The 25,383-nt window shown below is 63.8% G+C and carries 24 protein-coding genes and 3 tRNA genes; 14 read left to right on the forward strand and 13 right to left on the reverse strand.

Features of this window, described 5'->3' with window-relative positions:
• Positions 1-21: 21 nt before the first annotated feature.
• On the reverse strand, positions 22-1,242 hold the full coding sequence (locus H3V53_RS26235; RefSeq protein WP_336600440.1) for a CaiB/BaiF CoA transferase family protein: 1,221 nt from the start codon (positions 1,240-1,242) through the stop codon (positions 22-24).
• A gap of 98 nt (positions 1,243-1,340) precedes the next feature.
• Between H3V53_RS26235 and H3V53_RS26240 the strand changes: the two genes are divergently transcribed.
• Positions 1,341-2,276, forward strand: a complete 936-nt coding sequence (locus H3V53_RS26240; RefSeq protein ID WP_336600441.1) for a LysR family transcriptional regulator — start codon at positions 1,341-1,343, stop codon at positions 2,274-2,276.
• 38 nt (positions 2,277-2,314) lie between these two features.
• Here the strand turns inward: H3V53_RS26240 and H3V53_RS26245 are convergent, their stop codons facing one another.
• The 4 genes from H3V53_RS26245 to H3V53_RS26260 form a co-directional block, all read right to left on the reverse strand.
• Positions 2,315-2,782 carry a thioredoxin domain-containing protein gene (locus H3V53_RS26245; RefSeq protein WP_336600442.1) on the reverse strand — a complete coding sequence of 156 codons (468 nt, stop codon included), beginning with the start codon at positions 2,780-2,782 and terminating at the stop codon, positions 2,315-2,317.
• Positions 2,783-3,973, reverse strand: a complete 1,191-nt coding sequence (locus H3V53_RS26250; RefSeq protein ID WP_419539578.1) for an exo-alpha-sialidase — start codon at positions 3,971-3,973, stop codon at positions 2,783-2,785. It lies immediately after the preceding gene.
• 62 nt (positions 3,974-4,035) lie between these two features.
• The gene (locus H3V53_RS26255) at positions 4,036-6,414 is read right to left on the reverse strand and encodes a TonB-dependent receptor (RefSeq protein WP_336600443.1); all 2,379 of its coding nucleotides are present in this window, start codon (positions 6,412-6,414) and stop codon (positions 4,036-4,038) included.
• A gap of 195 nt (positions 6,415-6,609) precedes the next feature.
• Entirely contained in the window at positions 6,610-6,990 is a 381-nt protein-coding gene (locus H3V53_RS26260) for a DUF2946 domain-containing protein (protein ID WP_336600444.1), read from the reverse strand.
• Positions 6,991-7,213: 223 nt separating this feature from the next.
• Here H3V53_RS26260 and H3V53_RS26265 point away from each other — a divergent pair, with 223 nt between their 5' ends.
• Together H3V53_RS26265 and H3V53_RS26270 are read left to right on the forward strand one after the other, a co-directional pair.
• Positions 7,214-7,363, forward strand: coding sequence for a hypothetical protein (locus H3V53_RS26265; RefSeq protein ID WP_201653051.1), 150 nt, complete (start codon positions 7,214-7,216; stop codon positions 7,361-7,363).
• Between the two features lie 330 nt (positions 7,364-7,693).
• Complete coding sequence (locus H3V53_RS26270; RefSeq protein WP_336600445.1) at positions 7,694-8,290, forward strand: chorismate mutase; 597 nt, start codon at positions 7,694-7,696, stop codon at positions 8,288-8,290.
• On the opposite strand, the gene H3V53_RS26275 is transcribed toward H3V53_RS26270, so the two are convergent.
• The gene (locus tag H3V53_RS26275; protein ID WP_336600446.1) at positions 8,287-9,540 is read right to left on the reverse strand and encodes an exonuclease domain-containing protein; all 1,254 of its coding nucleotides are present in this window, start codon (positions 9,538-9,540) and stop codon (positions 8,287-8,289) included. The genes H3V53_RS26270 and H3V53_RS26275 overlap by 4 nt on opposite strands.
• Positions 9,541-9,862: 322 nt before the next feature.
• Entirely contained in the window at positions 9,863-10,066 is a 204-nt protein-coding gene (locus H3V53_RS26280; protein WP_054916786.1) for a cold-shock protein, read from the reverse strand.
• A 381-nt stretch (positions 10,067-10,447) separates the two neighbouring features.
• Here H3V53_RS26280 and H3V53_RS26285 point away from each other — a divergent pair, with 381 nt between their 5' ends.
• Entirely contained in the window at positions 10,448-10,684 is a 237-nt protein-coding gene (locus tag H3V53_RS26285; RefSeq protein WP_336600447.1) for a hypothetical protein, read from the forward strand.
• A gap of 539 nt (positions 10,685-11,223) precedes the next feature.
• Positions 11,224-12,387: a porin gene (locus H3V53_RS26290; protein WP_054916788.1), complete on the forward strand. Its 1,164-nt coding sequence runs from the start codon at positions 11,224-11,226 to the stop codon at positions 12,385-12,387.
• 165 nt (positions 12,388-12,552) lie between these two features.
• Here the strand turns inward: H3V53_RS26290 and greB are convergent, their stop codons facing one another.
• Positions 12,553-13,125 (reverse strand): transcription elongation factor GreB, encoded by a 573-nt coding sequence (gene greB / locus H3V53_RS26295; protein WP_054916789.1) that lies wholly within the window; start codon positions 13,123-13,125, stop codon positions 12,553-12,555.
• A gap of 119 nt (positions 13,126-13,244) precedes the next feature.
• Here greB and H3V53_RS26300 point away from each other — a divergent pair.
• Both H3V53_RS26300 and H3V53_RS26305 read left to right on the forward strand, forming a co-directional pair.
• Positions 13,245-13,321: transfer RNA gene (locus H3V53_RS26300), tRNA-Arg, on the forward strand.
• Positions 13,322-13,411: 90 nt separating this feature from the next.
• Positions 13,412-13,488: transfer RNA gene (locus H3V53_RS26305), tRNA-Arg, on the forward strand.
• Between the two features lie 86 nt (positions 13,489-13,574).
• Here H3V53_RS26305 and H3V53_RS26310 read toward each other — a convergent pair.
• The 5 genes from H3V53_RS26310 to H3V53_RS26330 all read right to left on the reverse strand — a co-directional run bounded on the left by H3V53_RS26310 (position 13,575) and on the right by H3V53_RS26330 (position 18,507).
• On the reverse strand, positions 13,575-14,063 hold the full coding sequence (locus H3V53_RS26310) for a phage protein NinX family protein (RefSeq protein ID WP_336600448.1): 489 nt from the start codon (positions 14,061-14,063) through the stop codon (positions 13,575-13,577).
• Between the two features lie 85 nt (positions 14,064-14,148).
• Positions 14,149-16,533, reverse strand: a complete 2,385-nt coding sequence (locus H3V53_RS26315; protein WP_054916791.1) for a RelA/SpoT family protein — start codon at positions 16,531-16,533, stop codon at positions 14,149-14,151.
• A 75-nt stretch (positions 16,534-16,608) separates the two neighbouring features.
• Complete coding sequence (gene rpoZ / locus H3V53_RS26320; protein ID WP_054916792.1) at positions 16,609-16,812, reverse strand: DNA-directed RNA polymerase subunit omega; 204 nt, start codon at positions 16,810-16,812, stop codon at positions 16,609-16,611.
• A 63-nt stretch (positions 16,813-16,875) separates the two neighbouring features.
• A complete protein-coding gene (gene gmk, locus H3V53_RS26325; RefSeq protein ID WP_054916793.1) occupies positions 16,876-17,565 on the reverse strand; it encodes a guanylate kinase in 690 nt (229 codons plus the stop codon).
• 18 nt (positions 17,566-17,583) lie between these two features.
• Entirely contained in the window at positions 17,584-18,507 is a 924-nt protein-coding gene (locus H3V53_RS26330) for a YicC/YloC family endoribonuclease (protein WP_336600449.1), read from the reverse strand.
• A gap of 308 nt (positions 18,508-18,815) precedes the next feature.
• Between H3V53_RS26330 and rph the strand changes: the two genes are divergently transcribed.
• The 7 genes from rph to H3V53_RS26365 all read left to right on the forward strand — a co-directional run bounded on the left by rph (position 18,816) and on the right by H3V53_RS26365 (position 24,643).
• On the forward strand, positions 18,816-19,556 hold the full coding sequence (gene rph, locus H3V53_RS26335) for a ribonuclease PH (RefSeq protein WP_336600450.1): 741 nt from the start codon (positions 18,816-18,818) through the stop codon (positions 19,554-19,556).
• Positions 19,549-20,172: an RdgB/HAM1 family non-canonical purine NTP pyrophosphatase gene (gene rdgB, locus H3V53_RS26340; RefSeq protein ID WP_336600451.1), complete on the forward strand. Its 624-nt coding sequence runs from the start codon at positions 19,549-19,551 to the stop codon at positions 20,170-20,172. Before rph ends, rdgB begins: the two co-directional genes overlap by 8 nt.
• Positions 20,169-21,383, forward strand: coding sequence for a radical SAM family heme chaperone HemW (gene hemW, locus H3V53_RS26345; protein WP_336600452.1), 1,215 nt, complete (start codon positions 20,169-20,171; stop codon positions 21,381-21,383). The genes rdgB and hemW overlap by 4 nt, the downstream gene beginning before the upstream one ends.
• A 57-nt stretch (positions 21,384-21,440) precedes the next feature.
• Positions 21,441-21,530: transfer RNA gene (locus tag H3V53_RS26350), tRNA-Ser, on the forward strand.
• Positions 21,531-22,053: 523 nt separating this feature from the next.
• On the forward strand, positions 22,054-22,560 hold the full coding sequence (locus H3V53_RS26355; RefSeq protein WP_336600453.1) for an energy transducer TonB: 507 nt from the start codon (positions 22,054-22,056) through the stop codon (positions 22,558-22,560).
• Between the two features lie 410 nt (positions 22,561-22,970).
• Positions 22,971-24,278: an MFS transporter gene (locus H3V53_RS26360; RefSeq protein WP_336600454.1), complete on the forward strand. Its 1,308-nt coding sequence runs from the start codon at positions 22,971-22,973 to the stop codon at positions 24,276-24,278.
• 185 nt (positions 24,279-24,463) lie between these two features.
• Positions 24,464-24,643: a hypothetical protein gene (locus H3V53_RS26365; protein WP_054916802.1), complete on the forward strand. Its 180-nt coding sequence runs from the start codon at positions 24,464-24,466 to the stop codon at positions 24,641-24,643.
• Positions 24,644-25,383 lie beyond the last annotated feature (740 nt).

A 25,383-nucleotide genomic window follows, 5' to 3' on the forward strand; every position in this document is an offset into this window, starting at 1 on the left:
GGTGGCGCTCCCGTTGATCGTTCATGTCGTTCGGGCGCGATGCCGCCATCCGAACGCGCCCCGCTCGCGCAACGACGCCAGATCCTGCGCGTCATAGCCGAGCTGCTGCAACAGCGCCTGGGCATGCTCGCCAAGAGCCGGCGCCGGCGACACGCAATTGGCCCCGTACGCGGAAAACTTCACCGGCTGCGAAGGCATGCGCATCACGCTGCCGTCATCGCGCGGCACGTCTGTCAGCAACCCGCGATGCGCGGCGTGCTCGCTGTCGAGCGCCTGCTGCAGATTACAGATCGGCGCGACGGGAATGCCCGCTGCGCCGAGAATGCGATTGACTTCGTCGACTGTTCGCGTCGACGACCATGTTTCGATCACCGCGCGCAAGTCGGCCTCGTGATGGCAACGCGATGCGTCACTGGCAAAGCGCGGATCGTCGGCGAGTTGCGGCGCATCGATAGCCTGCGCGAACGATGCGAACAGGCGCCCGTTCAGCACCGCGACGACATAAAAACCATCGGCCGCGCGATACGCGCCGAACGGCGCGGACGACGGATGGCGGTTGCCCACGCGCCGCGGCGCGATGCCCGTCGCCGCATAGCGCGCGACAAGCGTCGCGCTCAAGCCGAGGGTCGCGTCGAACATCGACACGTCGACATGCGTGCCCTTGCCGTTCTTCTCGCGCGCGAGTAGCGCAGCGAGCACGCCCCACGACGCGAACAGCCCGCTTGCCACGTCCGACACCGATTCGCCGATCATCGTCGGCGGCCCTTCGGGAGAACCGGTCGCGTCCATCAGGCCACACATCGCTTGCAGGATGATGTCGTAGGCGGGCCGATGCGACTCGGGCCCGGTCTGCCCGAAACCCGACACGCTGGCGTACACGAGCGACGGATTGACCGCGCTCAACGCCGCGTAGTCGATGCCGAGCTTGTCCGCGACGCCCGGCCGGAAGTTCTCGACGACGACATCGGCGTCCGCGCACAGCGCAAGCGCCAGCTCGCGCCCTGCCTCGGCCTTCAGATCGAGCACGATGCTGCGCTTGTTGCGATTCATCGCCGCGAACAGGCCGCTCACGCCGTCCGCCGCAAACGGACCGACCGCGCGATAGTCGTCGCCCGCGGGCGGCTCGATCTTGATCACGTCCGCGCCGAGATCGCCAAGCAGCGCGGCGCAAATTGGGCCCGCCAGCACGCGCGAAAAATCGATCACGCGCAGGCCTTCGAGCGGCAGATTGGTATCGGGCATCGAGCGCTCCTTCATCTGATCTTCGATGCATCCGATTCTCGACGGCGCGGCCTATCAAGTAAAATATGGAATCAAACTAGCACCTATAGGTTTTTCTGATGCGTGTGTCGTTGCGGCTTCTGCGTTATTTCGCTGCAGCAGCGGAAACGGGCAGCACGATGGCAGCGGCCAGGCTGCTGAACGTGTCGCAGCCTTCTATCTCCGTTGCGATCCGCGAACTCGAAGCACTGTTCGACGACACGCTGTTTACCCGCGAGTCGGGTTCGAAAATGACGCTGACGCGCTTCGGCGTACGCAAGCTCGGGGAAGCGCATCAGTTGCTGAAGGCCGCCGCCTCGTTCGAAGCCGACGACAGCGGCGACGCCGCATCGGGCGAAGTGCAGATCGGCGTATTTAGCACGATCGCGCCCGTCTATCTGCCGGCGCTGCTGCGCATTGCGCGCGCACGCTTTCCGGATCTCTTCCTGCGCTTCGTCGAAGGCGACCTGCTACAACTGGAAGACGCGTTGCGCAGCAGCCGCATCGAGCTTGCGCTGATGTACGACGTCGGCCTGCCCGCCGACATCGACCGCGAATGTCTTGCGGAACTGAAGCCCTACGCGCTCGTCCCGGCCGCGTCGAAACTCGCGAAGAGAGCGGGCAAGCTGTCGCTGCACGATCTCGCGAAAGAGCCGCTGATCCTGATCGATCTGCCGCACAGCCGCGAATTTCTGATGGCGCCGTTCTGGCAATGCGGGCTCGCGCCTGAAGTCCGCTATCGCGCCACGTCGCTGGAACTCGTGCGCGGCATGGTGGCGAACGGCCTGGGCGTGTCGCTGCTGATCACGCACGGCGAGCCGGCGCTGCCGGCGGGCGCCGTCGAGCGGCCCATTCGCGAAGAGACGATTCGCCAGCCGCTGGTGATCGCGCGCCCGGCGAAGGCGTCGCGCACGAAGGCGTCCGAACTCGTCGCCCAGTGCGCGCGCGACGCGGTGAGCGAAGCGCTGTCGACCCGTGCGGGACATACGCGCCGCCGCACGTCAAACAAAACCTGACTCGCGTACGCGCGGCCCGGCGTCGCGCGTCGCGCAGGCTAGCGATGCCACGCGTCGAGCGCGGCGGGCTGCAGCAAGCCGCTCGACGCCTGCCGCGCGCCGCGTGCGTCGATCAGCAGCGTGCGCGGCATCTCGCCGCGCCATGCAGGATCAAGGGCGCGGCGCAGCTTGTCGGGGATCGCCTCGGCATTCCCGTAGAGCGCCGTCTGCGGCGGCAACGGCATCGACGCAAGCACTTGCGTGAGCGCGGCCGCGTTGTCGTCGATCGGATCCATCGCGATCATCGTCAGCCGCACGTCGCGATGCCGCTTCTGCCACTCGACGATGCGCGCCGTGTTCTCGCGGCAATAGCTGCAATCCAGCGACCAGATTTCGACGATCTGCGGCTTGCCCTGCGAAGCGGCGAGCATCGGCTCGACGTCCGACGCGCGCAGCGGCTTGATCTCCGCCGCGCCAGCGCCCCACGCGAAGATAATCCCGGCCATCATCAGCAAGAATCGCTTCATTTACTTGTCCCCGTCGACGGGCATGAGCATGTAGCCGTCGTTCTGCGTGCGCCAGGACAGATAGATACGGCCCGCGTCGTCGAGCAATTGCGGGTTGTCGCTGCCGCCCGCCGTCTGTGCGAGCGCGCGCGGCGCGCTCCAGTGCGCGCCTGCGTCGTCGGAGCGGCGCAGCATCAGTTGCATCGTGTCGCCGCCGAAGTCCTTCCACGCGAGCCACAACGTGTTGCCACGCGCGATCAGCGCCGGGTGCGATGCCTGCTCGTCCGGCTTGCCCGTGTCGCCGAATGGCCAAGGCTTGCCGAATGGCTTGCCGAATGGCTCGCCGTTTGCGTCGAGGCGCGAGTAGTAGACATCCGCGCGTCCGTTGACGACGCTGAACCAGGCCATGTGCCGCACACCGTCCGGCGTGATGGCGAGCGCCGGGCCGTGCTCCGGACACGCTTCCATATGCCACCCGGAGAACGTCGCGCGCATCGGCACGACGGGCTCTTGCGTATCGAGGGGCAGCACGGCGAGCGCGTGATCGCGGATCTGCCCTTCGAATACGTTGCGCCACAGCGCTTGCACGCGCCCTTCGCTGTCGAGCGCCAGCGCAATGCGGCAGCACTCGCAGGTGTGATCGGCGACCTTGCGCTCCGGCTGGAACGTCAGGCCGCCGTCGGTCGAAACGGCGTAGTAGACGGCCGCGCCGTCGTACGGCTTGCCGGCCTTCTTTGCCAGCGTGAGGTCGCGCTTGTCGATCCACGCGACGACAATGCGCCCCTGTCCGTCGACGATCAGCGAGTCGAAGCGATGCGTGATCGGCTGGCGGTCGTGATGAACGGTGGCGGGCACGCTCCACGTCGCGCCGCCGTCGGTGGAGCGTGAGAAGCGGACCATGCCCGTGTACGGCGCGTCGAGCGGCATCGACCAGGTTACATAGATCGTCTTCGCATCGGGGCTCGCGGCGATCTTCGGACGATTCTCCGCGCTCGTGTAGATCGGCTCGGGCAGCGCGTTGACGGTCACGGGCGGCGACAGCGTGCGGCCCTTGTCGTCCGAATGTGCGACGACCACGTGCTGCCCTTCGACCCACGCGACCCACAAGCGATGCTTCGCGTCGAACGCGGCGCCTGTCGCGAGCGGCGTCTTCGCGGACTTTGCGGCGCCCGCGCCGCTGCTCCCGCCCATGCCGGCCATGCCGCCCGCCATGTCATGCGCCATCAGCGGCTGGGTCAACGCGAGGCCGGCGGCCAGTGTCGCCATCCATTTTCTTAGAGCGTCCATTTGAGTTCTCCGTAGAACGTGCGGCCCGGATAGGGGTGGAAGACGTAGTAGCGGCGGTCGGTCAGGTTGTCGATGCCGACCGACGCGAGCCATTGCTTGCCGATCTGATAGCGCGCCTTCAGATCGATGACGAAAAACGAACTGGTGCCGCCGTACACATCGGGATTGATGTCGCTGTTGTCGAGCGTGTTGTACTGGCGGCCCGAGTACCGTATGCCCACGCTGCCTTGCCACTGCGGGTTGAAGCGATAGTTCGCGAGCAAATTGGCGCGCACGACGGGAATGCGCGGAAAGCGCTTGTCCACGTACGACGGATTGGCCGCGTCGGCGAGAATGCGCGCGTTGGTGGCGGTGACGTTCGCGTCCAGGTCCAGCCCGTGCAGCAGCACGTTCTGCCCCGAGAACGCCAGCTCCACGCCGCGCACGCGCACCCGGTCCACGTTGGAGATGTTCGTCACCGTGGTCGCGCCGTTGACGGTCGTCTGGCTGTAGATCGAGTCGCGCAGATCGCTCTGGAACACGCTCGCGCGCACGATGCCCACGCCGACGTCGCGCTCGGCCGTGAAGTCCCAGTCGATCGCCTTTTCCGGCCGCAAACCCGGGTTGTTGTTGACGATCGCGTTGTTCGAGATCGTCCCTTGAAACAGCTCGCCGACGGTCGGAAAGCGCGTGCCCGTCGCGAACGACAGGCGGAAGAGCCACGCTTGCGTCGCCTGCCATTGCACCGACGCTTTCGGCGACAGCGCGTTCGCGCTGCGGTCCGCGTAGCCGAATGTCGCGGAACTGTTGCCAAGCGCGCCGTCGTAGGCGTCCCAGCGCTCGTAGCGCAAGCCGAGCGTCGCGAGCCAGCCGGGCGCGAAGCGCCAGGCGTCCTGGCCGTACAGCGCCTGGGTGCGCGTGTAGCCGCGGTACGTGCCGGCGAGCGTCGACGGCGAGCCGTTGAGCCAGTCGGATGCGTTGTACGTCTCGTTGCGCAGGAAGTAATTGTCGAAGTGATAGCCGACGCTCAGCGCATGGCCCGCATAGGCCGGCGATTCGGCTCTCAGGTCGAAGGTGCGCCAGCCGGTGCCGTCGCCGTAGAAGATCGTGCCGGGTCCGCCGCCCAGCGCGGCGGGCGGTGGCGTCGTCGATGAGCGCAGCACGTCGCGCGACACGTCATAGGCCGACGCGATAGCCGATACCTTCCAGCCGGAATCGAGCCGCGCGTTCAGGCCGAACGCGTAGAGCCAGTTCTCCTGGTCGCCGTTGGCGGGCGAGAACGCCGTCGGCGAGATCGTATAGTTCTTGCCGCCGATCGTCACATTGCCCGCGTAGACGGGATTGCCCGCGGCGTCCGTCAGAAACGTCTGGGCGCGGTCCTTATAGTGGTTTTCCCAGTGGCCGAGGGTCAATGTCGCGTCGAGATGGTCCGTCAGCGCATAGCCCATCCGCAAGGATTCGTTGAGCTGCTCGGTGCGCTCCATCATCTGCGGCCCGACGATCACGCGCGGCTGGCCGGTCGGGCCGATATCGCCAGCGGCGCCCGTGACGGGCACGGGCGGCCCGAGCCTCGGGTTGTACGCGCTGTTCGGACTCGCGTACTGCAGCGGCTGGCTGTTGTTTTCGAGGCGATCGAGCGTCAGCGAATACCAGAACCGCCCGACGCGATCGGCGATACGCGCCGACTGGTGATTGCCGCCAAAGTTCTTCGTGAAGCCATACGGGTCGTCGTAGTGCTGCGTGAAGAACTGCGTATCCAGCGATGCCTCGAGCTTGTCCGGCTTGCGCGTCGTGATCTGGACCGTCGAGCCGATCGAGTTGCCCGGATAGAGCGCGGAAAACGGACCGTATAGCACCTCGACCTGCGCGATGTCGTCGGGCGCGATCAGCGACCAGCGCGGCGGATACGCGTAGCTCGAGCCGAGCAGGTTCGACAGCAGCAGGCCGTCGGCATAGACGAGGCCGCGCGCGCTCTGCAGTTCGTTGAAGTCGCGGCCCGCGAACACGGAATTGCGGTCGCCCGTGAAGCGCTTGCGCACCATCACGTTGGGCGCGTACTTCAGCGCGTCCTCCGTATTGACGATGTTGCGCGCGTCCATCTGCTCGCGCGTGACGGTCTCGACCGCGCCGGGCGTGTCGGGCGCAAACGCGGCCGCGGCGCCCGTGGCCGTGACCTTGACGGCTTCGAGCGTGTTGGCCGGTTCAGTCAACGAACTCGTGGAGCTGTTCGTTACAGAAGAATGGGACACCGAAGTATCCGGCGGGGTAGCGGGAGCGGCACGATCGGTCGTACTTTCGACGGCCCAGGCAGGTTGAACGGCGAACACTGCCGCGCACGCCACCGATAACGGCGCGCGAGCGGACAGCGCAACGGAAACGATGCGCATGAAAAATCCTGGAAACGTGATCGGAAGCGCCATGCCGATGCGCGCGATCCCCCGCTCGTTGCCCGATGCGGCGGGCAGAAGCGGCTAGAGCCCCGGAAGGCCCGGCAGGTTTGGAACGACGGCAGGCATGACGGCTCGCAGCCCGCTACGTCTAGACGACGTCAGGCGAATGCGGACGAGCTGGCTGAGAAAGCTTCAGATCAACGAGACAGGCGGGGCACGCGGCTGCGCAACGCGTACGCTGCGGCGCACAGAAACGGCATCCGGTTCGGCGGCTTGCGAGTAGGCAAGCAGGCGAACGGGAGGCGTGACCAACGGGACGCTCGCGCCAAGCGCGAAGTTGGCGGCGAAGCCCGGACAGTAGACACAGTGGGGAACGGCAAGGTGCGGCTTCGGCGTGCTGTCGTGAGAATCGCCGAGGTCGATGACGACGCTCTGCGCGCCGGCCGCATGACAGAGTTCGACGGAGAGCGGACTTCGGCCGCCCGGCGCACGCGCATAGCCGATGACGGGCGACAGTACATTGAGTACCAGCGCCAGCCAAACGAGGCTGATCCAGCGTGTCGAACGTGTCATCGCTACCTGTCGAAGTGAGCGCGCAGTATAGCAAGCGGTCAAAACGCAGTGTTTAGAGGTACTGCAATACGGGTAATCGGTAAATTCTAAACATCGCGCTTGAATCCTTAGGCACGTGTGCCGTTAAAGCAACAAAGCGCGCGCCAAAACTTCGCCTGTGTGCGGCACCGCTGGTGCGTCGCGCATCGTGAGGAAGATAATGTTTTCGTAAAGGAGAAAGATCATGGATACCAAACCGCCGAAGATTCCGACCCCCGACAAGGTGTTCAGCCCGGATCCGGAACCGGCAGGCGTCGAATTTCTGGGTGCAGAGTTGCCGGAGCACGTTCGCGCGTTCTTCGACGAACAACGCAAGTCGTGCGATTCGAAGTAACCGTTCTCGTGTGCATTGCAGCATCGGGGCTCGCGCAGTGACGCATGCGCGCAGGGCTGATGCACGGTCGCGTGCTTCCTTCGCCGGAGCACGGCGTGCGTGTGCGCCGGCGGTTCAGTCGCGCGTGTTGGCTCCGTTCTGCTGAACACCCGCCGATGATGCGGCAATGTGTCGCGTGCTGGCGCGCGTCTATTGGGACGACCGCTCGCCTCTCTTGTCTACCCGCTTAGGCGCATGGGTGCGTATGCTAATCGCATACTTGCGGGCTTAGTCTATTCTTCTGTCTTTTCCATTTTCGTTGCGCAGCCGTGCTGCGTAATGCCCAGTCCAATGCCTCGTCCGACCTTCGCCGCCGCGCTTGCCGCGCTCACGCTGGCATCCGCCCTCGCCTTTGCGTCCTCGCCGGCCCGCGCCGACGGCGATGACACCGCGTTGACCAATCTGATCGCGCTGGTTTCGCAACGTCTCTCGCTCGCGGAGCCCGTTGCGCGTTACAAGTGGGCGCATCATCAACCGATCACCGATACGCCGCGCGAACAGGCGCTGCTCGCCGATGTCGAGAAGCGCGCGGCGCAAGCAGGCGTTGATCCGGCGTTCGCGCACGCGTTCTTCCAAGATCAGATTGACGCAAGCAAGGACGTGCAGAATGCGCTGTTCGATACGTGGCGGACGACCCGCCCGCCCGAAGGTGCCGCGCCCGATCTCGCGACCAGCCTGCGGCCGCAACTCGACAAGCTGACTCAATCGCTGATCGCCGCCCTCTCCCGCGTGCAGACGCTGCGCGCGCAGGACGATTGCCCGACGCGGGTCGCGCGCAGCATCGACAACTGGAAATCGCTCACGCGCTACGACAGCACGCGCAACGCGGCGTTGACGCGCGCGCTCGGGCACGTGTGCGCGACGGGCGGCGTCGGGGCGACGGGTTAGCAGGCGGCGTCGGCGGGCGTTGGCGCAACGATCGCCGTTGTCGCCGTTGTCGGCGTTGTCGGCGTTGTCGGCGTTGTCGGCGTTGTCGGCGTTGTCGGCGTTGTCGCCGTTACTACCGGCTCGACGCTCGGGCGGCTGAGCGGCAGCACGCGCAACCCGCGTGCGAAATGCGACTGCAGAATGCGCCAGGTCGACAGTTCGAACGCGCGCGGCGCTTGCGCTGCCAGCAACGCGGACGCATCGGCCAGCGACGGCGCGTGCCCCAGATAACGCCAGCCGTCGACAATGTGAAAGACCCGCGCGCCGTCGGCGGCGTCGCGTTCTTCGAAAGCGATGGCGCCGTCAAAAGGCCAGGGCGCATCGACGGGATCGGCGCGGCTCGCACGCGGCACGCGATTGTGCGGCGGCCGCAGCGCCGCAATCATCTGCGCTTCGGCGAGCAGCGCGCCGATTTCGCCGCCCGTCGCGCGCCATTCGACGCGTCGCACCTGCTGCGCCAGCTTCAATTCCTTCGACGAGCGCCGCTCGCCCGTCAGATGCGACCGCAAACGCTGACGCACGCGCACGCTGCGCCCGACGTACAGCGGCGCGTCGTTCTCACCGAAAAACGCGTACACGCCGCAGCCGGCAGGCGCCGTATCGAGCAGATCCTCGGTGATGTCGCCCGCGAGGCGGAAGCGCCGCATCGTCTTGTCAATCTGTGCGCGCAGCACGTCGACGGGAACCAGACCGTGCAGCCGCTGCCAGAACTGCCAGATCAGATCGGCATCGGCGAGCGCACGGTGACGGTCCGACGGCACGAGCCCGTGCCGCTCGACGAGCGCGTCGAGACCGTGACGCTTTTCGGCGGGAAATAGCGCGCGCGACAGGCGCACCGTGCACAGCACGTCGGGGTTGAATCTGAGGCCCACTCGCTCGAACTCGCCGCGCAGAAAGCCGCGATCGAAGCTCGCGTTGTGCGCGACGAACAACTTGCCGTCGAGCCGTGCGAACAGGTCGGCGGCTATCGATTCGAAAGCGGGCGCACCGCGCACCATGTCGTTCGTGATGCCCGTCAGCTGCTGGATGAACGGCGGGATCGGCTGACCGGGATCGACGAGCGTCGTCCAGGTGGAAGCGCCATTCGGCCCCACTTCAACCACACCGATTTCGGTGATTCGATGAACGCCGACGGAGCCGCCTGTCGTTTCGAGGTCGACGAATACGATGGGCTTGTCGAAGGCCAGTTTAGACAACAATGGTTCGGACATAGAAAAAACTGTGCGGTGCATAACTTTGCACAAGTATGCCCTATCGCTGGTCTCGCGCTGGTGCAATTTCACCCGAGAGATACGTTCGCAAGCGTTTTGGCGAGCGTGGAAAATAAGCAAATCTGCTTCGGCGCCATAAATAAATCATCAATCAGGGATTACCTGTATATGACGGTTTGATTAAAACAGCGGACCGAGCCGTAGTCAAACTCGAAGTCCTCATGAACGCAGACGCGGGCGGACATAATGCCGTCGCGAGCCAATAAAAAACCCTCGCTGGGCGAGGGTTTTTACCAATAGCGGCTAACGACGCGAAAGTAACTCACAGCGGCTGAATGTTCGCGGCCTGCCGTCCCTTCGGACCCGCCTTGACGTCGAACGATACGCGCTGATTTTCCTTCAGCGACTTGAAGCCTTCCGCGCGGATCTCCGAGAAGTGCGCGAAGAGGTCCTCGCCGCCCGTATCGGACGTGATGAAGCCATAGCCCTTAGCATCGTTGAACCATTTGACGATACCCGTTTCCATGTTCCACTTTCCTCGATTTGACAAAACAGATAATGCGATTAAATGCCGGTTGCGATTAACGATTTGAATGCCCTTAATACCCGCATGTGAATACGTCGCGAAAGCCAGCAGGGAATTTATACGGGTTCGAACACTGCGTCGTCAAGTCGTTTTCAAACAGAATTTTCGATTTTCGTCAAATCAAACGATAAACGACCACCAAGTCGGGAATTTACATATCGGCCGCGAAATATAATCGGTCTGCGTTACCGATGACCAAAACGCATGAGAAAAATTTCCTCGATGCCGGCGATCGTGGCTTTCATAAGTGTTTTCACGAGTTGTGAGGGTTAGCGCTGCCCTGCAAGATTTCAGCCAGCAGTGCGAAATCGGAGAAATGCCATGCTGTTCGATACGTTCCCACGCGTCGCCCGTCAGCTGTTCCACCCGGCGAAAACCCTACAGCCCGCCGAAGCGCCGCAACGGGCGTCGACGCTCGATTTCGATCCCATCTGGCACGGCGATCACTGGCAGAACCTGCTGTCATCCCCAATGGACGCCCGCCACTACGTGGTCGAAGATTGGAGCCTGACACCGGGACTCGAATTTGCACCAGTCGCGCCGGAACGAAAGCGGTAATCCGCGCTTGGCTGTGACAGCCGAGAACAGGCAAAAAAAAAGCGCGACTTGGTGAAGTCGCGCCGACAAAGGTTTGGAGATCTTTTTCGTCAACGAAAAAGTCTGCTTCGAAAAGCAGAGATTTCAGTATAGCGTCCGGCGCGAATTTGATTAGGTGTGGCTTTCGCAATCTACTATTGCGAGGGTGACAACAATCGGTTTTCAACTATTTTTGCGTTGTTTTCACGCATCATTTCATGTCGTAATTGAACAACGCAGCCAGGTTGACACTCGGCGCCCAATCCGCGCAATAGGCCGCAAAGCCTTTATCAATAAGGCTCTCAAGCCATCCATCTATAATTGCCCATCCCGTAATACTTTATTGCGGAAATCGGAACGGCCATCTGGCAGGCCACGTCTCTACACTTTGCCTACCCGGAAACGAACGCACGTCGGTCACCGTGCGTTGTTCACGCGATCCGCGCCTCTCGCAGCGCCCGCGTGAAGTTTCCATCAAGCCTGGGTTTCCAAAACCCATCCTGTTCTCGGAGTTTACAAAGATGAAAAAGACTCTCATGGTCGCTGCCCTGACGGGCGTTTTCGCAACTGCTGCGCACGCGCAAAGCAGCGTCACGCTGTACGGCCTGATCGACGCCGGCATCACCTACACGAACAACCAGGCAACTGCACCGGGCCAAGGTCACAGCAACGTCCAGATGACGAGCGGCTCGGTGAACGGCAGCCGTTTCGGCCTGCGGGGCGCTGAAGACCTCGGCGGCGGCCTGAAGGCAATCTTCACGTTGGAAAACGGCTTCGGCATCAACGACGGCACGCTCAAGCAGAACAGCCGTCTGTTCGGCCGTCAGGCTTTCGTCGGTCTGGCAAGCGACCAGTTCGGCGCGGTGACGCTCGGCCGTCAATATGACAGCATGGTCGACTACGTCGGTCCCCTGTCGCTGACGGGCACGCAATACGGCGGCACGCAGTTCGCCCACCCGTTCGACAACGACAACCTGAACAACTCGTTCCGCGTCAACAACTCGGTCAAGTACCAGAGCGCGAACTACGCCGGTCTCAAGTTCGGCGCGTTGTACGGCTTCTCGAACCAGGCTGACGGCTTCGCGAACAACCGCGCATACAGCGCTGGCGTGTCGTACAGCTTCGCAGGCTTCAACCTGGCTGCTGCTTACCTGCAACTGAACAGCAACGGCGCAACGGGCGCGAGCGCAGCGTTCAACACGGCAGGCGCATTGAACGGCGACACCACGTTCTTCGCTGGCCGTCAGCAGACGTGGGGCGCAGGCGGCAACTACACGTTCGGCCCGGCAACCGTCGGTCTCGTGTACTCGCAGACGAACCTGTCGAACATGGCTGGTATCGGCCAGAGCGCATCGGGCAACCAGGGTCTGACGAACAGCTTCGGCGGCAACAGCGCGCACTTCCAGAACTACGAAGCGAACGCACGTTACGCACTGACGCCGGCAATCAGCATCGCCGGTTCGTACACGTACACGCGTGCGAGCCTGGGCAGCCAGTCGCCGCACTGGAACCAGTTCAACCTGCAAACGGCTTACGCGCTGTCGAAGCGTACCGACGTCTACCTGCAGGGCGAATATCAGCAAGTCAGCGACAACTCAATCGTCAACGCCAACATCAATGGCCTGAACGCTTCGGCGAACGAGAAGCAAGTTGCAGTGACGGCTGGTCTGCGTCACCGCTTCTAAGCATCGAGCAGTACTCGCAGCATGAAAAAGGCGCCGCTTGCGGCGCCTTTTTTCGTTCGGCCGGGCTGCAATATCGCGGCGCCGGTTTGCGTGCACGCCGGTGCCGCTTCGCCGCAACATGCCGCGCTGCCGGACAACACGCCCGCGAGACAGCGCGACGCGCGTTTATGCCCCTTCCTCCTCGCGCGTCGGATAAGACACGTCGAGCACGTCGATTGGCTGCGGGCCGGCGGGCGTGTGCAGCGTCACCTGATCGCCGACCTTCGCCTTCAGCAGCGCTCGGGCAATCGGCGAGATCCAGCTGACGTGCCCTTGGTCGAGATTCACCTCGTCGATACCGACGATCTTCACCGTGTGCGTCTCGCCATCTTCCGTCGCGTATTCGACCGTCGCGCCGAAGAACACCTGGTCGGTGTTTTCCTGGCGGCTGCTGTTGACGACCTCGGCAAGGTCGATCCGCTTGGTCAGGAAGCGGATGCGCCGGTCGATTTCGCGCAGCCGCCGCTTGCCGTAGATGTAGTCGCCATTCTCCGAGCGATCGCCGTTCGACGCCGCCCACGACACCAGCTTCACCACCTCCGGCCGCTCGTCGTCGATCAGATGCAGCAGTTCGTCGCGCAGCCGGCGATAGCCCGCCGGCGTGATGTAATTTTTCGCGCCTGCGGGCATTTCGGGTTGCGCGGCGTCGAGGTCGTCGTCGTTCTCGTCAGTCGATTCTTTGACAAAGGCTTTGTTCATGATCGTTCAGCGTTCCAGCGGATATCCCGCCTCAAGCGTACATGATACGGTTACTGTCACAATTTTCGGAGCGAGCCCTTCCCTTTTTCCGAGACCTTGCTATAATCTCATTTCTGCGTGCGGCTGTAGCTCAGTTGGATAGAGTACTTGGCTACGAACCAAGGGGTCGTGGGTTCGAATCCTGCCAGCCGCGCCACCTTTTCGAGGGCCTTCCTCCAGGAAGGCCCTTTCATTTCAGAGGGCTAAACGCAGCAGTATGTGTTGCCCAGCAGTTCAAGTTTAGCGTGCGGCTGTAGCTCAGTTGGATAGAGTACTTGGCTACGAACCAAGGGGTCGTGGGTTCGAATCCTGCCAGCCGCGCCATCCATGAAGGGCCTTCCATCCGGAAGGCCCTTTGTCTTTTGAGCGACGGTTTCTACCGCCTGTTTTCGCAGCGGTTGCGGCCCGCGTCAGCGCGGCGCCGACCGGATATCGCCGATCTCGCCGTCCGGCTTCGGCAGTTCGTTTTCGATACCCACCGCCGATTGCTCGCCCACAGGCGTCGCCTTGGTGCCGAACAGCGATTGGGGCTGACGCAGCACCTCGTCGACGGTATCGCCGAAGCGGCTGATCACGAAGGCGCGCAACAGCGCGACGCGCAGCGAATCGCCATGCGAGGACACCGTCCGGTGTCCGCCTTCGAAATCCGCCACGCAATGCGCAGCGCCATCGCGCGTGCGCTCGCGCACTTCGAGCCGCTGCGCGCGTTCGAGCACGACAGCCGCTGCCTCCCACGAAACGGAAGGCGTGAAGCGCCCGTCCCACGGTCGGCCGCGATCATTGCCGCGTATCGAAACGACGCGGCCGCTGTCGGTAAAGTGAATTTCGCGCACGAAGTCGTGCAGGCTGCGCGCGACCCAGTAGTCGAGCGCCAGATCGGAAAGATCAGCTACGTTCATCGCGTGGTTCCCGTGGACAGGCAAAGACTGGCGCGCCATCGGATAGCTGCATTGCAAGCGGCGCGCCCGCCTCCCAACTTCGATTTCAGTAATCGGCGCGCTCGCGATCGATCCGCATGCCGCCGTCGTGATGACGATGCCCTTCTTCGCTCGGCCGTTCGCGCGCGATGCGCATCACGTCGAGATTGGTCCGTACGCGGCGCATCACGTTGGCCAGATGCACGCGATCGCTGACCTGAATGACGAAGCGTAGCACCGTCGATTCCTGCGACTGGTCTTCGTCCATCGCAATGTGCACGATGTTCGCGTCCGCCGACGTGATGTCCGCCGCGACGCGCGCGAACACGCCCTTGGTGTTCTTGACCAGCACCTTGACCGCGACGTCGAACAGACGCCCAGGTTGCGGCGCCCAGGCGACGTCGATCCAGCGGCCCGGGTCGCGCCGATGAATGCGCTGCGCGACGCGGCAATCCGTGGTGTGGATCGCCATGCCGAGGCCGATGCCGATGTAGCCCATGATGTCGTCGCCCGGAATGGGGCGGCAGCATGCGGACAGCTGCACCGACATCCCTTCCGTGCCCGTGATGACCACGGGCGGCGCGTTCGGCGTCGGATGCTCGGAGCGCGGATGGTCATCGTCGCCTTCGTGCCCTTCGCGGCCGTTCATCAACACTTCGATACGCTTGGCCATCACCGCGGCCACGCGCCGGCCAAGGCCGATGTCTGCGAAAATTTCCTGACGGTTCTTGTTGCCCGTCCACAGCACGAGCTTGTCCCACACCTCCGGCGTCACGTCGGACAGCGCGAGCCCATAGCCCTTCAGCGACTGGTCGACGAGCCGCTCGCCAAGCTGCACGGACTCGTTCAGGCGCATCGTCTTCAGATAATGGCGGATCGCCGTACGCGCCTTACCCGTGCGCACGAAGCCGAGCCACGCGGGATTCGGCTTCGAGTACGGCGCCGTGATCACTTCAACGATATCGCCGCTCTTCAGCTCGGTGCGCAGCGGCAGCAACTCGTTGTTGATCTTCACCGCGACGCACTGGTTGCCCAGGTCGCTGTGGATCGAATAGGCGAAATCCAACGCCGTGGCGCCGCGCGGCAGCGCCATGATCTTCGACTTCGGCGTAAACACGTAGACGGCGTCCGGGAACAGATCGATCTTGACGTGTTCGAGGAACTCGCTCGAATCGCCGACTTCGCTTTGAATGTCGAGCAGCGACTTGAGCCACTGATGCGCACGCTTTTGCACATCGTTCAGATCCGCGCCGCCGTTCTTGTACAGCCAGTGCGCGGCCACGCCCGCTTCCGCGATCTCGTGCATCTTGCGCGTGCGCACCTGGAACTCGATCGGCGCGCCGAACGGGCCGACCAGCGTGGTGTGCAGCGACTGATAGCCGTTGACCTTCGGAATCGCGATGTAGTCCTTGAACTTGCCCGGCACCGGCTTGTAAAGCGCATGCAGCGCGCCGAGGCACGTATAGCACTCGAGCGGACTCTCGACGACCACGCGGAAACCGTACACGTCGAGCACCTGCGAGAACGACAGCTGCTTGTCGCGCATCTTCTTGTAGATGCTGAAGATGGTTTTCTCGCGGCCCGTCACTTCGGCTTCGATCTTGGCGTCACAAATGGCGCGCTGCACGGATTCGAGAATCTTGCCGACCACTTCGCGCCGATTGCCGCGCGCGGCCTTCACGGCTTTTTCGAGCGTAGCGTAACGATGCGGATTGAAGTTCGCGAAGCTCAGGTCCTGCAACTCGCGATAGGTATTGTTCAGGCCGAGCCGGTGCGCGATGGGCGCATAAATATCCAGCGTCTCGCGCGCGACGCGGCGACGCTTTTCCGGCGGCACGGCGCCGAGCGTGCGCATGTTGTGCAGCCGGTCCGCGAGCTTCACGAGAATCACGCGGACGTCGCGCGCCATCGCGAGCAGCATCTTGCGGAAGTTTTCCGCCTGCGCTTCCTCGCGGCTGCGGAACTCCATCTTGTCGAGCTTCGACAATCCGTCGACCAGTTCCGCGACCTTCGCACCGAAACGCTCCGCGAGTTCGGTTTTGGTCACGCCCTGGTCTTCCATCACGTCATGCAGAAGCGCGGCCATGATCGACTGGGCGTCGAGCTTCCAGGCCGCGCACGTTTCCGCGACGGCAACAGGATGCGTGATGTAGGGTTCGCCGCTTTGACGGTACTGCCCGAGGTGAGCTTCGTCGCTGAAGTGGAAGGCCGCCTTGACCTCCTTGATTTCTTCCGGGCTCAGATAGCCGGACAGCGCGGAGGTCAGCTTGGCGATGGAGACGACGTCATGCCGGCGCGGCTGCTCCGGCGTGGCGGTCGGTCCGAACAGGTGGCGAAACGATTGTTCGAGGACCGCGTCGATGTACTTGCGTGCAGACGAAGGCGAGTCGCTATCGTGTTCGTGGGCAGCGTGGTCCACTTCCGTGGCGGATGGCGAGGGGTTGGTGCTCATGGTCGCCTCCGTATCGATAGTGCCGGGCTGCACGCGTAGGGTTGAGTTACATGACCATCAAAATTGAAGCGCGCCTCAGACGGGCACCTTCTTCAGCATTTCGAGGCCAACCTGGCCAGACGCGATCTCACGCAGCGCGAGCACGGTGGGCTTGTCGCGGCTTTCGATCTTCGGCGTGTGGCCTTGAGCGAGCTGACGCGCGCGATAGGTTGCAGCAAGCGCCAGTTCGAAACGATTCGGGATCTGTTTCAGGCAGTCTTCGACGGTAATGCGGGCCATGTTGAAAATTCCTTCTCTGTATGTTGGTTATTCTACCTTATGTCCTTCCAGGCTCGCCCGTGATCAGGCGTGCGGCAAGTGAATGCCGAGCTGCATGAAGAGCTCCGTGTGACGCGCGTATTGCGACGCGAAGCGCGAACGCGTGGCCGACACCAGGCATTGCAGTTCGCCGAGCGCGCGATCGAAGTTTTCGTTGATCACCACATACTCCGCTTCCGCTGCGTGCGCCATCTCGCTGCCCGCTGCGAGCAGGCGTCGCGTGATGACGTTCGGCTCGTCCTGGCCGCGCTTTTTCAGACGCTCTTCGAGCGCTTCGAGCGACGGCGGCAAGATGAAAATTTCGACGGCATTGCGGAACTGCTTCTTCACCTGCTGCGCGCCCTGCCAGTCGATTTCGAGCAGCACGTCATGCCCGCTTTTCATCTGCTCTTCGATCCACACGCGCGAGGTCGCGTAGTAGTTGCCGTGCACTTCGGCGCTTTCGAGAAACTCGCCCGCGTCGTGACGCTGGAGAAAATCTTCGACGGTCGTAAAGTGATAGTGCTCGCCGTCCTGCTCTTTCGGACGCGGGGGGCGCGTGGTGTACGAAATCGACAGACGGATGGCCGGGTCGCGCGCGAGCAGCGCGTTGACGAGCGTCGACTTGCCAGCGCCCGACGGCGCGACGACCATGAACAGGTTGCCGGGATAGACGCCCGCGTACGGATTGCGGGGCGCGCCTTCGCGCCGGGCTTCGGGTTTGGGTTCGGTCATGCTGGTGAGACTCCCGTATTACTCCAGGTTTTGTACTTGTTCGCGCATCTGTTCGATGAGCAGCTTGAGCGTCATCGACGAATCGGCGAGTTCCTTCGCCGCCGCCTTCGAGCCCAACGTGTTCGCCTCGCGGTTCAACTCCTGCATCATGAAGTCCAGACGCTTGCCGACCTTGCCGCCCTTCTGTATCACATGACGCGTTTCGTTCAGATGCGCGGTGAGGCGCGACAGTTCTTCGGCGATGTCGATGCGAATGCCGTACATCGTCACTTCCTGACGGATGCGCTCGGCAATCTCTTCGCGCGACACGATCGTCGCCGCATGGTCCGGTGCCGCGATGCCGAGTGCTTCCTGCAGGCGCTCGACGATCTTCTGCTGATGCTTCGCGATCAGCTCCGGCACGAGCGGCGTAATCTTCGTGACGATCGCTTCCATCTCGCCGACGTTGTTGAGCAGCATCGTCGCAAGCTGCGCGCCTTCACGCGCGCGCACGTCGATCAGATCCGCGATCGCCTGCTTGCCGCATGCGAGCACGGCGTCGCGCAGCACGTCCGGCGACACGCCGCTCTCGGCCAGCACGCCCGGCCAGCGCAGGATTTCGCCCGTGCGCAGGCGGCCCGCATCGGGAAAGGCGTCGAGCACGGCACCTTCCAGCACGGCGAGTTGCGCGAGCGCGTCGCGGTTCAGCGCGCCCGCGTTCGCCGACTGCTCGCTGCGCTGCAGGTTGATGCGGATATCGACCTTGCCGCGCGACAGCTTGTTCATCAGCATTTCGCGCAGCGTCGGCTCGCAGACGCGCACGTCTTCCGGCATGCGGAAGTTCAGGTCGAGAAAGCGCGAGTTCACCGTGCGCAATTCGACGGACACGCTGACGCCGCCGTTGCCCGATGCTGCTGCGAGTTCGCGCGTGGCGCTCGCATAGCCAGTCATACTGTAGATCATGTCAGGTCTCGCGATTGTGGCCGCGCGAACATCGCATCGCACGACCAGGGATTCGAGTCGCCCGGCGTGTACGAGACGCGAGGCGGAGAACGCGCATTATCCCATTTTTGCCGGAAGCACCTGCCGGATGCCGCCTGCGGGTAAGCCCGGGCGGGCGCCAATCCGAACCCGTTCGCGCGCTCGCCGATGGCAGGCGTTTCCGTTGCACGGCAGCCATGCTGCGCCGTGTTGAACAGCGCGGGCGAAGGCGCGGCGATCGGCGGTAAAATTGCGGTTTCCTTCCGCCCTCCTTTCCTCATTCCCCGACGATGAACGACACCACGAAACGCCCCAGCGGCCGCGCCGCCGACCAGTTGCGCGACGTGCGCATCACGCGCCACTACACGAAGCACGCGGAAGGCTCCGTGCTGGTCGAATTCGGCGACACCAAGGTGATCTGCACGGCAAGCGTCGCCGAGATCGTGCCCGCGTTTCTGCGCGACCGAGGCCAGGGCTGGCTCACGGCGGAATACGGCATGCTGCCGCGCGCGACACATACGCGCAGCGACCGCGAAGCCGCACGCGGCAAGCAGACGGGCCGCACGCAGGAGATCCAGCGGCTGATCGGCCGCGCGCTGCGCTCGGTGTTCGATCTGGAGCGGCTCGGCGCGCGCACGCTGAACATCGATTGCGATGTGATCCAGGCCGACGGCGGCACGCGCACGGCGAGCATCACGGGTGCGTTCGTCGCCGCGCACGATGCCGTCGCGAAGCTGCTCGCAACGGGCCGCATCGAAAGCTCGCCGATCAACGACTACGTCGCGGCCATTTCCGTCGGCGTGTTCGACGGCGTGCCCGTGCTCGATCTCGACTACGACGAAGACTCGAAGTGCGACACTGACATGAACGTCGTGATGACGGGCGACGGCGGCTTCGTCGAAATTCAGGGCACGGCGGAAGGCGTGCCGTTCTCGCGCGACGAGATGAACAAGTTGCTCGATCTCGCGCAAGGCGGCATCGCGACGCTCATCGCGATGCAGAAGGAAGCACTGGAGTTGAAGGGTGAATGATCTTCGCGACAACGCGCTGCGCAGGATCGTGCTTGCATCGAACAACGCGGGCAAGCTGCGCGAGTTTTCCGCGCTGTTCGGCACGGCGGGCATCGAGCTGATTCCGCAAGGCGCGCTGAATGTGCCCGAGGCGGAGGAGCCTCATCCGACCTTCGTCGAGAACGCGCTGACCAAGGCGCGGCACGCGTCGAAGCTGACGGCTCTGCCCGCGATCGCCGACGATTCCGGCCTGTGCGTGCGCGCGCTGCGCGGCGCGCCCGGCGTCTGGTCGGCGCGCTATGCGCAGCTTGCGGGCGGCGAGAAGAGCGACGCGGCCAACAACGCGCGCCTCGTCGGTGAACTGAAGAACGCGACCGACCGCCGCGCGTACTACTTCTGCGTGCTCGCGCTGGTGCGCCACGCCGACGACCCGGAACCGCTGATCGCGGAAGGCCGCTGGCACGGCGAGCTGCTCGATGCGCCGCGCGGCGCGAACGGCTTCGGCTACGACCCATACTTCTTCCTGCCCGCGCTGAACGCGACGGCGGCCGAACTCGATCCCGCCGTGAAGAACGCGAACAGCCATCGCGCGATCGCGTTGCAGCAGCTGTTCGCGCGGCTGAAGGAGGAAGCGTGAGCATCGCATCGACGTCAGGCGCCGGCGTGATCAAGGCGTTCACGTCGCCCGGCAGCATCCGGCTGACGTCACTGCCGCCCCTGGCGCTGTACGTGCATTTCCCATGGTGCGTGCGCAAGTGTCCGTATTGCGACTTCAATTCGCATGAGTCGAAAGGCGGCGCGTTTCCCGAAGACGACTATCTCGACGCGTTGCGCGGCGATCTCGAACAGGCGCTGCCGCTCGTCTGGGGACGGCAGGTGCATACCGTGTTCATCGGCGGCGGCACGCCTAGCCTGATGTCGGCGAAGGGGCTCGACCGGCTGCTGTCGGACGTGCGCGCGCTGCTGCCGCTCGATGCCGACGCCGAAATCACGCTCGAAGCGAACCCCGGCACGTTCGAAGCCGACAAATTCGCCCGGTTTCGCGCGAGCGGCGTGAACCGGTTGTCGGTTGGCATTCAGAGCTTCAACGAGACGCATCTGAAAGCGCTCGGCCGCATCCACGATTCGACGCAGGCGCGCCATGCCGTCGACGTGGCCGCGAAGACGTTCGACAACTTCAATCTCGACCTGATGTTCGCCCTGCCGAAGCAGACTTTGGCGGAATGCCAGGCCGATATCGAAACGGCCTTGTCGTACGCGCCGCCGCATCTGTCGCTCTATCACCTGACGCTGGAACCCAATACGCTGTTCGCGAAGTTCCCGCCGCCGCTGCCCGACGACGACGCATCGGCCGACATGCAGGACTGGATTCACGAACGCACGCGCGAGGCGGGCTACGAGCGCTATGAGGTGTCGGCGTATGCGAAGCCGCATCGGCAGAGCAAACACAATCTGAACTATTGGCGCTTCGGCGACTATCTGGGCATCGGCGCGGGCGCGCATACGAAGCTGTCGTTTCCCAACCGCATCTTGCGGCAGATGCGCTTCAAGCATCCCGCGACGTTCATCGAGCAAGCGCGGGCGGGCAATGCCGTGCAGGAAGAGCATGAAGTCGGTGCGCGCGACCTGCCGTTCGAGTTCATGCTGAATGCGCTGCGACTCGTGGAAGGGTTCCCGGTGCATCGCTTCATCGAGCGAACCGGCCTGCCGATGACATCGATCGAACCGGCCTTGAAGGAAGCGGAACAGCGCGGCCTGATTACGCGAGATCACGAGAAGATCGCGCCGACGCCTCTCGGCCAGGCATTCCTCAACGATCTTCAAGCGCTCTTTCTGAAGGAATCGTGATTGGCCACCTCGTTTAGTGGCCGTGAGGGACGCGTTTCGGGTTACAATTTCGGGCTCGGAGGGTTGGCAGAGCGGTTGAATGCACCGGTCTTGAAAACCGGCAAGGCTTTACGGCCTTCGTGGGTTCGAATCCCACACCCTCCGCCAGGACACGCAATGAATACGGGCCTCTCGGCCCGTTTTTCATTTCTACCCACCCATCTGCCCGCCAATGTCGCCGCCGCAATGTTATTGGTTTGTTCCGCTGTGAGTTCGGTGGCGGGGCGTCCGATTCCCGATGCATAGTGTCCAGCGAAATCCACAGGCGCGAGCTGGTCAGGAGCAGAGGGTATGGGTCATGAAGCCTGCGGCAGAAGTGATGCACATACTTGCGGTTTTCGTCGTAACCGCCGTTAAGCAGGCCGGGGTGGGATATTTCGGGTGTACCTCGCCGTGACACGCGGAATCGGTATACCTGGCACGAAGCCATATTCGGATTGCCAAATATCGTCAGGCAGCAATGGCCGGGAAAGATCGGCTTTCACATACCGGCGGCCCGAGCGAGCTCGCTGCCAATCCCCCGCTCGATGCGTTCCCGATGCGCGCCACCGCTCACATCGGTAGCAACGCTCATTGAATCGCAACACGCTTCGTCTACGATGAAGATATATCTCGCGTACGAGTTATTGCGATGTCCACGCTCTCGTTTTCAGGCCGCATCATTCCGACGTTCAGGCGAGCCGCGGCGCTCGCGTTCGTGCTGCTCGCCACGGCCTGCAATTTCACGGTCACACCGCCGCCGCGATCGGCCGCCGTTGCACCGCCGCCCGCCGCGCTCAACAGCGCGACGCTCGATCAATACCGCTCGGCCGTCGCACGGCACATCCTCGACCGCAATCCCTCGTATGTGCTGCAAGGCACGCCCCAGGCGATGCTGCGCTCGCTGGTCGTCGTGTCGTTCGTCGTCGATCGCGATGGGCAGATCGTCGCCTCGAACGTGTATCGCACGAACGGCGACGACGAAGCCGAGAGCACTGCGCTCGCAACATTGCGTCGCTCGGCGCCGCTGCCGCTGCCGCCTTCGAAGCTGCTGGACGCCAGAGGCCAGGTCGAACTGTTCGAAGACTGGCTCTTCAACGACAACGGCAAATTCCAGTTGCGCACGTTCGCTTCGCCGCAGGCGCAAACCATCGACTGAATTCACTCGCGTGCGGCAAGGCGCCCATGCCCGCCTTGCCGCGCGCGCCCGCCCTCGCTATAATTTTTTAAACACCTGCCGGAATCTCCGGCAATCGCTGCGCGCCACCTGCTCACCCGCTCGCGTCGCGCAGCCCGACCGTCACGTTGCCGCGCCACCCGCGCGCGCGTCCGCCCGGCTTGCATCGCGAGGCTGCCGCGTCTGCCCGCCCTGTTGAACGGACAGGCGAGGCGCGCCGGAGCGTCCGCGCGTTGCAGGCTGTCGACTCGTTGCACATGCAACGTCTCGCGTCGCGAGCACGCCGCCTTCGATCCCCGTCCGATTGCGCGCGTCCCCGCTTCGCCCCACACTTCACCACACAAAGACGCGCCGCCCGCCCGCGGCAGCGTCGCGACATCTGGAGACCCTGCATGTCCTCATCACCCCTTTCCAGCGCCCAGCCCGGCGCGGGACGCCGGAGCAGCGCGTCGCGCGTGATCTTCGCGAGCTTCATCGGCACGGCGATCGAGTTCTACGACTTCTACGTCTACGCGACGGCCGCCGCGCTCGTCATCGGCCCGGTCTTTTTCCCGCACGGCTCGGCGACGGCGCAGGCGCTCTCGGCATTCGTGACGTTCGGCATCGCGTTTATCGCGCGGCCGATCGGCTCGTTCCTGTTCGGCCACTTCGGCGACCGCATCGGCCGCAAATCGACGCTCGTCGCCTCGCTGCTCGTGATGGGCCTGTCGACGACGCTGATCGGCTTCGTCCCCGGCTACGATTCGATCGGCAGCCTCGCGCCGATCCTGCTGTGCGTGCTGCGCTTCGGCCAGGGCATCGGGCTTGGCGGCGAATGGGGCGGCGCCGCGCTGCTCGCGACCGAAAATGCGCCCGCCGGCAAGCGCGGCTGGTTCGGCATGTTCCCGCAGCTCGGGCCGTCGATCGGCTTCCTGGCGTCGAACGGCTTGTTCTTCGGACTCGCGCTGTCGCTGTCGGACGAGCAGTTCCGCAGTTGGGGCTGGCGCGTGCCGTTCCTCGTCAGCGCGGTGCTGGTCGCGCTCGGCCTCTACGTGCGCCTGAAAATCGCCGAAACGCCAGCCTTCCAGGCTGCGATCGACCGCCACGAGCGCGTGCGCGTGCCGGTCGCGACGCTGCTCGGACGCCATCTGTGGCCCGTGCTGCTCGGTGCGTTCGCGATGGTCGTCTGCTACACGCTGTTCTATATCTCGACAGTGTTCTCGCTGTCGTACGGCGTGTCGACGCTGCACATTCCGCGGCAGAGCTTTCTTGGCATGTTGTGCGTAGCCGTCGTGTTCATGGCGCTCGCGACGCCGATCTCCGCGTGGGCGAGCGACCGCTTCGGCCGCAAGCCGGTGCTGGTCGTCGGCTGCATCGCGGCGATCCTTTCGGGCTTTACGATGGCGCCGCTGCTCGGCAGCGGCTCGATGCCGCTCGTGCAGCTGTTCCTTGTCATCGAACTGTTCCTGATGGGCGTGACGTTCGCGCCGATGGGCGCGCTCTTGCCCGAGCTCTTCCCGACCAACGTGCGCTATACGGGCGCGGGCGTCGCGTACAACCTGGGCGGCATCCTGGGCGCGTCCGTCGCGCCCTACATCGCGCAGATGCTGGCGGCGCAGGGCGGGCTGTCGTGGGTGGGCATGTACGTGTCGGCGGCTGCGGTGCTCAGCCTCGTCGGCGTGCTGTGCATGCGCGAAACGCGCGACGCACGCCTGATGTAACTATCAGGCGACTAGCGGCTTCAACGCAAAAACCCCGGCGCGAAGCGACGCGCCGGTTTTTTTGCCTGACTTGTCTGTCGATAACGGCTTGTCGATAAGCGCGTGGCCGGGCAGGTGAAAAACGCGTAACCCTTTTCGATCTGCCTATACTCGAGCAGGAACCAGGCGGTGTCGGCGAGGCATCGATGAACTTTCATCTGGGTAACGCGGATATCGTCGTGATCATCGCGCTGGCGCTGCTTGGCTCGCTGCTGCTTGCGCTGCGCTTCAAACCGGCGACCTGGCGCGGCATCGTCGTCGAGGCCGTGGCGGCGAATCTGGCTGCGATCGCCGCCGTCGTCGCGTTCGAAATGCTGACGGCCTGAGCCTGAGCGGCCATCAGCATTTGTCGCCCGATTAGCGATAGTAGTAGCCGTGATGGTGATAGCCGCCGTCCGGCACCACGATACAGCCGCTGAGCGATGCCGCCAGCAGCGCGCCCGTCACCAAAGCCAACATCAGTCGTTTCACTTTCTTCTCCCTGTGAGTCAGTGTCGTTATTCGAGCGAACCCCGAATGACCTCGATTGAACACGAACCGGTCAGCGGCGACCGTTGCAATTTGTAAGCGTCCACTGGACTCGTGTTACAGGCGGCAAAGCGTTACGCCGACCGGCGACGCGCGCAGATAGCGTGCGAACGGCACATCGAAACCCGTGACACGACGGGGAAGCCCGCCGGCAAAGCCTTGGCGGACAGGCGTGCGCGCGGACGACCGGGCCTGGCGCCGCGAGCGCACGTCCAGCGCGCCGATGCGTTCGCCGGAAGGTGAAAGAAAAGCGACAGTTTTAACAGGCGTGTAATGGAGAAGACGCGGGAGAAGACGCGGGAGAAGACGCGGGAAGAACCGCGGAACGACGGCGGGACAGACGGTAGGTGAAGGAATGAAGCCGCCGATCAGGCCGGCGCGCCTAGCCGGAAAAGCCCGACGCGACAGGCAAAGCGATGGCCGGCGGAAACCGTCCACGGACGCCACAACGCACGGCCTGCCGAAAAATCAACAAAATGGCAAAAATGGTTGAACTTGTCCGCGGACGCGCTGTCTCTAGGGATGTTGTACCCGTTTG

It is taken from the genome of Paraburkholderia bengalensis, from assembly GCF_037126505.1.
GTDB classification, from domain to species: domain Bacteria; phylum Pseudomonadota; class Gammaproteobacteria; order Burkholderiales; family Burkholderiaceae; genus Paraburkholderia; species Paraburkholderia bengalensis.